Here is an 11,728-nt window from a genome sequence, read left to right as displayed (position 1 = left end):
CTTATGCGGTAAAACCAAGTGGAACGATTTTAATAGATGCAGTTGGAATTGGTCCGGATGTTCACGTAGCAAGTTTTGAGTTTGCCTGCAAAGCTGGTTCCGAAGCGATGTATCTTGCATATTCGCTCGTAAAAGCGGGTGAAATGAAATATGCACTTGGAATCGGTGCCGATACATCTCAAGGTGCACCAGGTGATGCATTGGAATATTCCGCTTCTGCAGGTGGTGCAGCGTTCATCATGGGTGGTGAAAATGTAATTGCTGAAATTCTTTTCACTCATTCTTACACTTCCGATACTCCGGATTTTTGGAGACGTGAGCATGAATACTATCCGCGTCATGCTGGAAGATTCACAGGCGATCCTGCATATTTCAGACACATCCATAACTCTGCAAAAAGACTGCTTGAGAAATCTAAGATGACTCCGAAGGATTTTAAGTATGCAGTATTTCATATGCCGAACGGAAAATTCCCCCAGGAAGTTGCCAAACGCCTTGGCTTTACCAAAGAACAAATGGAAGTTGGTTGGATTGTCCCCTGGATGGGAAATACATACTCGGGCTCTTCTCCGACCGGATTGGCGGCAATACTCGATGTTGCACAGGCTGGTGATAAAATATTTATGGTATCATTCGGTTCGGGTGCGGGGAGTGATGGATTCATATTCCAGGTAACTAAGGAAATTGATAATGTTAGAGATTTAGCACCAAAGCTAAATTATTATCTGCATGAAAATAAGATTTACCTCGATTATGGCCAGTATGCAAAATTCAGACACAAAATTATTCTTAACGAATAGGAGGTAATATGAGAGATGTAGCAGTAATCGGAATCGGGATGACAAAGTTCGGAGAACTCTGGACGATGTCAATCCGAGATATTTTTGTTCAAGCCGCACTGGATGCAATTCAAGATGCAAAAGTTGATCATATTGATTCAATGTATGTTGGAACAATGTCGAGCGGATTATTTGTCGGACAGGAACATATCGGAGCCGTGATGGCTGATTATCTTGGAATGACTCCAATACCAACCTCAAGAGTTGAATCTGCGTGTGCATCAGGCGGCGTTGCTTTTCGGCAAGCTTATCTTGAAGTTGCCTCCGGTCATAGCGATTTTGTTCTCGCCGGCGGAGTAGAAAAAATGACTGACGGTGCGGATGTTACCGAGTCGCTTGCAACCGCAGCAGATCAAGAGTATGAAGTCTATCAAGGTGTGACATTTCCGGGACTATATGCAATGATTGCAAATGCTCACATGCATGAATATGGTACAACCGGTGAGCAGCTTGCACATGTTTCTGTGAAAAATCATAAGAATGGATCGAAGAATCCTAATGCTCAATTTCGTTCTCAAGTGACGCTTGAACAAGTGATGAAATCTACTTTGGTTGCCGATCCGCTGAGATTATTAGATTGCTCGCCTGTAAGCGATGGAGCTGCATGTGTAATCTTGTGTCCATTAGAGATGGCAAAGAAAGTTACAAATAAGCCTGTTAAAGTAATTGCATCGGCGCAAGCTTCAGATACAATAGCTTTACATAGCAGAGACAGTTTCACAACACTTAATTCAGTAAAACATGCAGCAGCTAAAGCTTACAAGCAATCGAGTCTTACACCTGAAAAAATTCAATTTGCTGAAGTTCATGATTGTTTTTCAATCGCTGAGATTGTCGTCACGGAAGATTTAGGTTTCTTTGAGAAAGGTAAAGGCGGCGCTGCTGCGGAAACGGGATTAACTTCGTTCGAAGGAAAAATTCCGATCAACACAAGCGGCGGTTTGAAATCGAAAGGTCACCCAGTTGGTGCAACAGGAATTGCACAGATCATTGAAGTTTATGAACAATTGACAAACCAAGCTGGTGAACGGCAAATTAAAAATGCAAAGATCGGAATGGCTCAAAATATGGGAGGTTCCGGTGCAAGCTGTTTAATTCATATATTGGAGGCAGTATGATAAGTCCAAGATATTTCCGTGAGATACCTCAGCGTTATCGACTTGAAGCAGGAAAATGTAAAAAGTGTGGAGCTTTGTTCTTTCCTCCGCGCATAGTTTGTAGTAAATGCAAATCGAAAGAATTTGAGACTGTCAAGCTGCAAGATGAAGGAAAAATTCTAACTTACACTATTATTAGAGTAGGACCCGATAAGTTTTCAAAAGAAACTCCCTATGCAGTTGGAATCGTTCAACTGGTAGATGGTGTAAAATTAACTACTCAAATAGTTGACACAGATTTAGAAAAAATAAAAATCGGCAGTAAAGTAAAACTCGTTTTCCGGAAAATTCAAGATGAAGGGAAATGGGGACTTCATTGCTATGGATATAAGGCTGTGTTAATTTAAATTTGAATCCGTTCATCGATCAATTTGATAAAGAAAAATTGAGATTTGAGAATGACTTGAAGTTAAGTTATGGTTCGAGTAAAGGATTATTTTACAAATCATTCTAGAGGTGAAATTATGAAACTTCGATATTTAGGTTACTTGGGATTTCTTGGAATTTTAGGAATATTAGGTGCAATATTAGACACTCCTGCACTATACGGACTGTATGGTCTTTTTGGATTTTACGGTTTCTTTGGGATATCCGAAAAATAAAATTCTAATAGTGTCAGTTCATGGATTTTGGGGAGGTTTATAGCTGAGGAAGGAATAAACAAAATTTTGTTTTATTTCCACAATGCATCAAATTTGCTGCATAATAGAAATAAAACTATTCACGTTCTGTAATTCATTTAGTGTTGTGTAACTCACTTTCTCATTACATCATTTCTTAATAAATTGTACCATAAATTCAAATTAACATTTGATCTACGTTTAGTTTAATACGGAGTTTTAGTGAAAGATAAAATCAGAATTGCATCTGGACAAGGATTTTGGGGCGATCTTATTGATGCACCAATCCAACAAGTCACGAAAGGTGAGATTGATTACCTTGTAATGGATTATCTCGCAGAAGTGACTATGTCAATTCTTCAAAAACAATTCAACCGCAATCCGAAGCTTGGTTATGCCCGTGATTTACCTGAATTGATGAAAAAGATTCTTCCAATCTGCAAGGAGAAAGGGATTAAAATCATTACGAACGGCGGTGGAGTTAATCCTGTTTGCTGTGCCGATGCAATTATTGAAATCGCGGTTGAGCAGGGAATAAAAAATTTGGATGTCGCTATAGTACTTGGTGATAATATAAAAAATCATATAGAAGATATTATTAAATCAGGATGCGAACTCAATAATTTGGAGTCAGGTGAATCTATCCGCAATTACAAAGAAAGGTTATTAAGTGCCAATGTTTACTTTGGTGCAGCACCGATTGTTGAAGCTCTTCATAAAGGAGCGGATATTGTAATCACGGGCAGAACTACTGATACTGGACTAACTCTTGCTCCTATGGTATTTGAATTCGGATGGGATTTTGAAAATTATGATTTAATGGCAACCGGTACAATCGCCGGACACATTTTAGAATGCGGCGGACAAGCTTCCGGCGGAAATTTTTTGGGCAGTTGGCAATCAGTTCAAAATTTGGCTGAGATTGGATTCCCTATCGCTGAAGCTTTTCCAAACGGCGATATTATTATTACAAAACATGAAGGAACCGGGGGAAAAGTTTCATTCGATACAATAGCCGAGCAGCTTCTGTATGAAATAGGAGATCCGGCTGAGTATATCACACCAGATTGTGTAGCTGATTTTACTTCAGTCCAACTTGAAGATCTTGGAAACGATCGAGTGCGAGTTTTTGGAATTAAAGGAAAACCTGCTACTGAATTCTACAAGGTTTCTGCCTCATACTCAAGTGGATATTCGGCAGTTGGTTCGTTGACTTATTCTTGGCCTCAAGCATTAACAAAGGCAAAAGCAGCTTCAGAGATTTTGAGAAAAAGATTAGAAAATCTGAAACTCGATTTTGATGAAATCAAAGCCGAATACGTCGGCTATAATTCGTGCCATGGTCCACTCTCAAATAAATTAGATGAAGAACAATTGAACGAAGTAACGCTTAGGTTTGCTGTAAGAACTAGTGATTATTCTGCAGTCGAGAGATTTGGAAAAGAAATAGCTCCGTTGATTTTAACAGGCCCGCCAAGTGTAACCGGTTTTGCTGGCGGTCGTCCACGACCGAGTGAAGTCATTGCATTTTGGCCTGCTTTAATTCCGAAATCATATGTTAAACCTGAAGTCAGAATATTGGAGTTGAAATAATGAAAGTTAGATTGTTAGACATAGCACATGGAAGAAGCGGTGATAAGGGAGATGCTGCCAACATAGGAATTATTGCATATGATGAAAACGGTTATCAGATAATAAAAAAATATTTAACAGCTGAAAAAGTGAAAAATCATTTCGAAGGAATTTGTTTCGGTAAGGTTGAAAGATTTGAGCTGCCAAATATACGAGCTTTGAATTTCCTATTGCACAATACGCTCGGCGGCGGCGGAACGGTTTCTTTAAAATTAGATGCTCAAGGCAAAACTCTCGCTGCTGCGCTACTTCGCTTAGAATTTGAAATCGAATCTTGATTGTCGGGTAATTTTATCCTACTTTTGCAGGTGTAAAAATAATAAGATTCAGTATGGCTACAATAAAACTATCAATAACTTTGCCTAAAAAAGTTGCTGAAAAAGTTGCTATTTATTCGGCAAAAAATAAAGAATCAACGAGTAAATTCATTACCAAAATCCTCGAAGAAAATCTTCAAAAAATTCAAAGAGAAAATTTGATTAAACAAATTAATGAGGTTTTCAGTGATGAAGATATTTCTAAAGAACAGAAAATTTTTGCAACTCATGCGGTTAACCAATTACCAAAAAAAGGATTTGCATGGTAATTAAGCAAGGAGATATTTATTGGGTAAATTTCGGTAAAAGAAACGGATCTAAACCTCTTGGTTTGAGACCGGCAGTTGTTATTCAATCAAACATTTTCAATGAGAGTGCAATCAACACTGTAATTGTGGCGGCAGTTACTTCACAGCTAAAATACGAAAATCTTCCAGGAAATATTAGACTGATGAAGGGAGAAGCAAAAATTCCAAAAGCGAGTGTAATAAATGTTTCAAGCATTACAATAATTAATAAAGATCAATTAGTTGAAAAGATAGGCCAATTATCAGCGACAAAGATCCAAGATCTTAAAAAGGGTATAAAGTTAATCTTTGATTTAGAATAAAGGATATTGAGCTATGTACGAAGAACATAGAAAACAGATATTTGAATTAGGACAACGAGTAAATGCATTACGAGGTTTTCTTTGACATCGATTCAAAACAAAAAATTGTCGAAGAATTAGAGAATAAAACTCACGCAGAGGGTTTCTGGAATGATAATACTTCTGCACAAAAAATTCTCCAGGAAATTAAGCTGAAAAAAGATTGGATAGACAAGTGGGCGCTGTTATCCAAAGCTTCAAGTGATTTAAGAGACCTAATAGACCTCGCAGAACTTGAACAAGACGAAAGTTTCATCAGCGATATTGATGCTGAATTATATTCCCTCGATAAAAAAATCGCAGACCTCGAATTTCAAAATATGCTCAGTGGAAAAGATGATCGCAACAATGCAATTCTATCTATTCACTCGGGTGCCGGTGGAACTGAGGCACAGGATTGGGCTGATATGTTGCTGAGAATGTATCTGAGATGGTGCGAAGATAATGAATTCAAAGCGACAATAATGGATATGCTCGATGGTGATGGTGCAGGAATAAAAAGTGCAACAGTTGAAGTAGCTGGCGATTTTGCTTTCGGTTACTTGAAAGCTGAGATCGGAGTTCATCGATTGGTTAGAATTTCTCCTTTTGATGCCAATAAGAGACGGCATACTTCATTTGCATCAGTATTTGTGATGCCGGAAGTTGATGACACAATCGAAATCGAAATTAATCCGAGTGACTTGCAGATTGATACTTATCGTTCGGGTGGAAAGGGGGGACAAAATGTGAATAAAGTTGAAACCGCAGTTCGGATAACACATGTTCCGACCGGGACAGTTGCAGCATGTCAGAGCGAACGCTCTCAAATGCAGAACAAAAACAACGCCCTAAAATTATTGAAATCGAAATTGTATCAGCTCGAACTTGAAAAATTAAATGCCGAGCTTGATGAAATTGAAAAAAGTAAAATGAAAATCGAGTGGGGAAGTCAGATCAGATCTTATGTCTTTCATCCATATAATATGGTGAAAGATCATCGTACTGATCACGAAACTTCAGATGTACATAAAGTAATGGATGGTGATTTGACTGAATTCATGAAAGCATATTTAATGAAATTTTCACAGAAGTGAATTTAATATGAAAACGCATACACATTATCTATGGTTTAATACTAAAAAAAGAAGAGAGTATTTAAACATCACATCTGAGGTTGAAGATGTCGTTCAGCAGAGTGGAGTTAAAGAAGGAATGGTTCTCGTTTCTGCAATGCACATAACCGCCGGTGTTTATGTAAATGATGCTGAGACAGGATTAATTCAAGATATTGATGAGTGGCTTGAGAACCTTGCTCCGTTCAATCCGAATTATCGTCATCACAGAACTGGAGAAGATAACGGTGACGCTCATCTAAAAAGTCTCATAGTTCACCACGAAGTAATAGTTCCGATAACAAACGGAAAACTTGATTTCGGACCGTGGCAGCAAATTTATTATGCTGAATTTGATGGACAAAGGCGAAAACGAGTGATTGTGAAAGTGATGGGAGAATAATATCAATTGGCAGTTGAGAATTGAAAATGGAGAATTGATAATTGATGATTGATGATTGAGATTTGATCAGATTTAGTATTGGTCAAGAGTAAGTGAAATCTTCTCACCGGAAATGTATAAAGACTGAAAAATCTTTTTTTGATAAAGTATATTTTGTCACTTCGAAAATTCCTTACGGTAAAGTTACAACGTACGGACATATCGCAGAATTTTGTGGAATAAAATCTGCAGCACGTACAGTCGGCTGGGCTTTGAATGATGCGAAAGACACTGGTTTGCCTTGTCATCGAGTTGTGAATCGATATGGAGCCTTAACTGGCAAGTTGCATTTCGGTGATCCAAACTTAATGGAAGAAATGCTTCGAGCAGAAGGAGTTGAATTCGATGAAAATAATTGTGTCGTTCTCGATAAACATCTTTGGATACCGATGCTGCGAAGAAAAAATAAAAAAACAAAAAAGAAAAAAAATCAGCGAGTAAAAACTTTATTAAAGAATTCGAAGTGATGCAACACCGATTTGCTCCAGTAATCGTACGAGTGAGCCCCCTCAGACTCTTTATAAATTAGATTAACTCCATTTTCCACAGCTCGTTTGTAAAATTCTCGATTCGCTTCTATTGCAAAGTCATCAGCTCCGCAATCGACTAGTATCTGATTTTCTTTTCCAAGTAATTTGATAATCAAATTTTTACATGAGTTTTCTTCCCATTGATCTGGGAATTCATCATAATCGCCTAAATGCTTTTTTAATCCCCACCTGTCTGTAAACATTGTAATATCAAGAATTCCGCTTGTGCTCGCTGCAGCAATAAATTTATCCGGATAGTTACAAATAAACTTAATTGCTCCATGTCCTCCCATGCTTAATCCAGTTATCCCTCTTCGAGTCGTATCAATTCTAAATTGTGATTCGACTCTTCTCATAAAATCATTTATAAAATAATCTTCATATTGCATTGATGGAATTGTTTTACTGTTCAAATACCAAGTGTCATGAAATCCTTCCGGGGTTACGATAATAAATTGGTTGTCATCCGCAGTTTGTTTTAGATCTGCAATTGAGTACCATTGCATATAATCACCTCCATGTCCGTGAAGCATATAAAGAACCGGATAAAGTGAATTGCTATTATCGTAGCCACTAGGAAGAAAAATCATGTATCGTTCATTTTCAGCAAAGTTGAATTCAGTTTGATTTTCTTTTTTACAGCCAATTATTAGAAGGCAAAGTGATATTATTGCAATGAAAAACTTTTTACACATTTTTAATTTAGCTTAATTACTTGGTAAGTGTTGGGTGCCTTAGGATCAGTTTTGCCTCCACCGAGCCACTCAGAAGCAGTTTCATTAACTGAACGAAACTCACCTATACCAGCGCCGCCATGGTCATCTTGCGCACCAATTAAAATTGTAAGTTTTGAATTTGAGTTTACATCTCCGATTAAGTCTTTCGGAATTGAAAATGTTATCTCATTGCTATTAACATTTCCGAGCGGATTTTTTACATCAGATTCATTAGGAAAATATGCGGCAATAAATCTTCCTCCATCGTTTTTGATTTCAAGTCCACCGCCGACAACGATAAGTTTATTAAAATATCTTTCCTTTGGCAATTGGTGATTTGAATTCAATCCGATGTTCACAGAACCTGTTCTAAAGTTTTCAGTTTGTATCGCGATTGCAGCAAAAGTCAGTTGAAATCCATATTCTGGATGCCAGCCAGGATCATGCAGATTTTCAAATTTCAACTTGAAATAATAATTATCCGCATCTCGTCGAAGTTCAAATTGCTGACAATTTAAAATGCCTGGCTTGAAATTAGAATTCAATGGATATGTGTAACCGAAATTAATGGTCGTTTTCTTAGAAGATGTGAGTACTAACTCAGAGTCGCTGTTGAACTGTTTGATTTCTTTATTTGTAAGAATTCGATAATTAATTTTCTTTATAGACGTCCATTCAGTATTGAATCTTGGTTGTGCGAATTTTACACTTTTATATAAATCTAAGTTTCTGGAAGGATCTTTATACACTTCTGTATTAACTTTCTTCGGTTGTCCATTTACTGAGAGCGAGAATCCCGAATTATGATCTGAGAAATGGTTAATTATAATTTTTGCAGTTTCATTTCTATTAAGCGAAAACTTTGCAAAAAAGTTCGTATTTATTCGATTCAATACACTGATACCAATATCGATTGAATCAATGACCTCTGCAGCATCAACATCAATCGTAAAGTTCTGTTTGTCATTTAAGTATCTAATATTGACAAAGCTGTTTCCAATTCTTGTTCTGAAATTTACATCGCTTAATTTCTCCGGTAATGATGGAAGCAAATAAAGTGAATTGGTCAATGCATCTCTTTCCACTCCAAGATAATCTTCATAAAAATTTCTGATGAATTCTGCCATTGACCATGCCTGCGCGAAAGTCCCGGATAATTGAGGGCGTTCCTCGTTTTCACGGGGGAATGCATCAGTCAGTTCGGATAGTGCTCCGATGCATCCTTCATTGAGAGTTTGTCTGACTAATTCTTCAGTAAGGGTGAATGCCAAATCTGAAAAGTGAAAACTTTGCAGCGCACTTATCACTGGACCAAAATTCCAAAGCCAGATTAATCCATTGTGGTAAGCAGCATCTTGAACATAATATGGTTTATAATGATGGTATGGGTGAAAATCACTATCCTCTTGTGAAAGTGATAGTACTCCATATGGATAAACTAACTTAGACACTGCTGAAGAAAGTAGCTGTAACCTTGTTTCATATGAATCGAAAAAATCCGATTCATTTAGCAGAAAAAACTGATTTGGCCTGATTTGAAAATCAACGGAGTTGTCTTCATTTAGATGATCATAAATAATTGAATTTGCAGTATCTATAAAATATTTTTTTATGTTGAACTTTAATTTCTCTGCGACAGCTGACCACTTTTGAATATTATTTCCATCATTCAGAAGTTTTGCAAGTTCGATTCCAAGCTTCAGTTGCTGATACCAAAGCAATTGAATGTCGTTTGCTCTATTTCCGCGGGGCGACCAAGGTCCATTAGGTCCGACTGCATCCATCCAAGTTTCGGCTTCGTCATGAATAAGAAAATAATTTTCATCAACAGAATTTTTAATCGCAGAATTCATCGCTGTGACAATGTTTGGATAAACAATTTCTAAAAATTCTAAGTCTCCGCTTGCTTTAATGTATTTATATGCTTGGATGATAAACCAAGGCGTTCCATCGGCTGTATTGTAAATTTTTTCTTTGAGTGTAATTCTGTTCGGAATTCTTCCGAAAAACTTGCTCGATGGAATTCCATCTTGTTCGTTTGCAAATGCTAATAAAATTTCTCTTGCATCTTTCAAGTTGCCTTGAGTCAATGTTGCACCAGGCAGTGAAATAAAAGTATCTCTTCCCCAATAATTATTGAACCAAGGCAAGCCTGCATAAATTCCTTTCATTCCTTGATGCATAATGAGAGCATCAAGCGTAATTTTATTCCAAGCGAGTGCTTTGCCAAATTCATCGTCATTAGTTTTAACAAATGAATCAGCCAGCAGATTCTCGAGTCTTTTTCTTTTTTTATCGATATGTCTGCTAAAAAGTTCAGCGGTCGGTGTAATAGCCGAATCCAACGATAAAGAAATTAAAATCTCATCTTTTGATTGAAAGACAATTGAACAATCTGATTCACGTTGTACGATATTTATAATTTTGGAATTAAATTGCACGTATAAAGTGAAGTTATCTGTCTTTAATTTCGCTGTATTGCTTTTTGTTGCATAATCAATTAGTGAAGAAAACTTATGCAGATTAAATGTAATCTCATCGCTATCGATATTTGAGAGCTTAATAAGGATTAAGTCCAATGAATCAGCAAGGAAAAATGTTTCCATCGCTTCATTAGGATAATCTCTAGTTAACTTGTAAGGAAATACTTGTGTAACAGCAGATGGACGATCTAACTTTGCAGTATCAAGAAAAATCGAATAATCGTTGAAAACCCTCTTCTCGTTTACTGTCCAGCCCTGCCAGCCGTTCTTTGCTTGAGAGTTTGTCTCACCGTAATAGAATCCGGCAATCTTGTTCGTAAAAAAGAATTCTCTCGAAAAATCCTTAACTTCGATTGCTAATTCATTAATCGAGGATTTTTCTGCAGCGTTTCGATAATTGCATGATGAAATAATACATGATAAAAGCAATGCGTAAAAGATGAACGAAATTCGAAAAATTAGGGGAGAGGTGATAAGTAAAAAAATAATTCTCATCTATCGATTTAAAGTTTGTATGAGGTAGTGGGCGCTGAGGGGTTCGAACCTTCGACCTTCCCGTCTCTTACTCTTAATAATATTAACATAAAGAGACGGGACGCTCTAGACCAGCTGAACTAATTAATTTCTCAATAAATCGTTTACTTTTTCTGGATTTTATTTCAAACTCTCGTTTCATAGCTTCACTACGATTTGAAAACTGTTCAGTATACTTCAGCGACCATGGTTTTCCTAGTTTAGTGAAATTTGATTTACCAGAATTGTGCTCATCCATTCGTCGTAAGATGTTGTCTGTATGTCCTACATAGTATTTGTTTAACTTCTCACTGAAGATAATATAAGTATAAAACATAATGTGATTCGAGTTGATAAGTGGGCGCTGAGGGGTTCGAACCTTCGACCTTCCCGTCTCTTACTCTTAATAATATTAACATAAAGAGACGGGACGCTCTAGACCAGCTGAACTAATTAATTTCTCAATAAATCGTTTACTTTTTCTGGATTTTATTTCAAACTCTCGTTTCATAGCTTCACTACGATTTGAAAACTGTTCAGTATACTTCAGCGACCATGGTTTTCCTAGTTTAGTGAAATTTGATTTACCAGAATTGTGCTCATCCATTCGTCGTAAGATGTTGTCTGTATGTCCTACATAGTATTTGTTTAACTTCTCACTGAAGATAATATAAGTATAAAACATAATGTGATTCGAGTTGATAAGTGGGCGCTGAGGGGTTCGAACCTTCGACCT

At 37.0% G+C, this 11,728-nt stretch carries 15 protein-coding genes; 11 read left to right on the top strand and 4 right to left on the bottom strand.

The window, feature by feature from the left end; genetic code table 11:
• The 11 genes from FJ213_11345 to FJ213_11295 all read left to right on the top strand — a co-directional run.
• Positions 1 to 800, top strand: an 800-nt coding sequence (locus tag FJ213_11345; GenBank protein ID MBM4176748.1) for a hydroxymethylglutaryl-CoA synthase, incomplete at its 5' end; no start/stop codon positions are given.
• 8 nt (positions 801 to 808) lie between these two features.
• The gene (locus tag FJ213_11340) at positions 809 to 1,957 is read left to right on the top strand and encodes a thiolase domain-containing protein (protein MBM4176747.1); all 1,149 of its coding nucleotides are present in this window, start codon (positions 809 to 811) and stop codon (positions 1,955 to 1,957) included.
• The gene (locus FJ213_11335) at positions 1,954 to 2,343 is read left to right on the top strand and encodes a Zn-ribbon domain-containing OB-fold protein (GenBank protein ID MBM4176746.1); all 390 of its coding nucleotides are present in this window, start codon (positions 1,954 to 1,956) and stop codon (positions 2,341 to 2,343) included. Before FJ213_11340 ends, FJ213_11335 begins: the two co-directional genes overlap by 4 nt.
• A 69-nt stretch (positions 2,344 to 2,412) precedes the next feature.
• A complete protein-coding gene (locus tag FJ213_11330) occupies positions 2,413 to 2,598 on the top strand; it encodes a hypothetical protein (protein ID MBM4176745.1) in 186 nt (61 codons plus the stop codon).
• 240 nt (positions 2,599 to 2,838) lie between these two features.
• Positions 2,839 to 4,209, top strand: coding sequence for a DUF1446 domain-containing protein (locus tag FJ213_11325; protein ID MBM4176744.1), 1,371 nt, complete (start codon positions 2,839 to 2,841; stop codon positions 4,207 to 4,209).
• Positions 4,206 to 4,526: a hypothetical protein gene (locus tag FJ213_11320; protein MBM4176743.1), complete on the top strand. Its 321-nt coding sequence runs from the start codon at positions 4,206 to 4,208 to the stop codon at positions 4,524 to 4,526. Before FJ213_11325 ends, FJ213_11320 begins: the two co-directional genes overlap by 4 nt.
• 53 nt (positions 4,527 to 4,579) lie before the next feature.
• Positions 4,580 to 4,834, top strand: coding sequence for a hypothetical protein (locus FJ213_11315; GenBank protein MBM4176742.1), 255 nt, complete (start codon positions 4,580 to 4,582; stop codon positions 4,832 to 4,834).
• Positions 4,828 to 5,175 carry a type II toxin-antitoxin system PemK/MazF family toxin gene (locus FJ213_11310; GenBank protein MBM4176741.1) on the top strand — a complete coding sequence of 116 codons (348 nt, stop codon included), beginning with the start codon at positions 4,828 to 4,830 and terminating at the stop codon, positions 5,173 to 5,175. The genes FJ213_11315 and FJ213_11310 overlap by 7 nt, the downstream gene beginning before the upstream one ends.
• Positions 5,176 to 5,237: 62 nt before the next feature.
• The gene (locus FJ213_11305) at positions 5,238 to 6,290 is read left to right on the top strand and encodes a peptide chain release factor 2 (GenBank protein MBM4176740.1); all 1,053 of its coding nucleotides are present in this window, start codon (positions 5,238 to 5,240) and stop codon (positions 6,288 to 6,290) included.
• 7 nt (positions 6,291 to 6,297) lie between these two features.
• Positions 6,298 to 6,711 (top strand): YjbQ family protein, encoded by a 414-nt coding sequence (locus FJ213_11300; GenBank protein MBM4176739.1) that lies wholly within the window; start codon positions 6,298 to 6,300, stop codon positions 6,709 to 6,711.
• Positions 6,712 to 6,827: 116 nt separating this feature from the next.
• Positions 6,828 to 7,217, top strand: coding sequence for an MGMT family protein (locus FJ213_11295; protein MBM4176738.1), 390 nt, complete (start codon positions 6,828 to 6,830; stop codon positions 7,215 to 7,217).
• Here FJ213_11295 and FJ213_11290 read toward each other — a convergent pair.
• The 4 genes from FJ213_11290 to FJ213_11275 all read right to left on the bottom strand — a co-directional run bounded on the left by FJ213_11290 (position 7,181) and on the right by FJ213_11275 (position 11,677).
• Positions 7,181 to 7,975: an esterase family protein gene (locus FJ213_11290; GenBank protein MBM4176737.1), complete on the bottom strand. Its 795-nt coding sequence runs from the start codon at positions 7,973 to 7,975 to the stop codon at positions 7,181 to 7,183. The genes FJ213_11295 and FJ213_11290 overlap by 37 nt on opposite strands.
• Before the next feature lie 2 nt (positions 7,976 to 7,977).
• Entirely contained in the window at positions 7,978 to 10,974 is a 2,997-nt protein-coding gene (locus tag FJ213_11285; GenBank protein ID MBM4176736.1) for a hypothetical protein, read from the bottom strand.
• A gap of 82 nt (positions 10,975 to 11,056) precedes the next feature.
• The gene (locus FJ213_11280) at positions 11,057 to 11,329 is read right to left on the bottom strand and encodes a GIY-YIG nuclease family protein (protein MBM4176735.1); all 273 of its coding nucleotides are present in this window, start codon (positions 11,327 to 11,329) and stop codon (positions 11,057 to 11,059) included.
• Between the two features lie 75 nt (positions 11,330 to 11,404).
• Positions 11,405 to 11,677, bottom strand: coding sequence for a GIY-YIG nuclease family protein (locus tag FJ213_11275; protein ID MBM4176734.1), 273 nt, complete (start codon positions 11,675 to 11,677; stop codon positions 11,405 to 11,407).
• Positions 11,678 to 11,728: the final 51 nt, after the last annotated feature.

The sequence above is a fragment of the Ignavibacteria bacterium genome (assembly GCA_016873845.1).
Lineage (GTDB): Bacteria > Bacteroidota > Ignavibacteria > Ch128b > Ch128b > JAHJVF01.
This window is presented reverse-complemented; position numbering and strand designations above follow the sequence as displayed.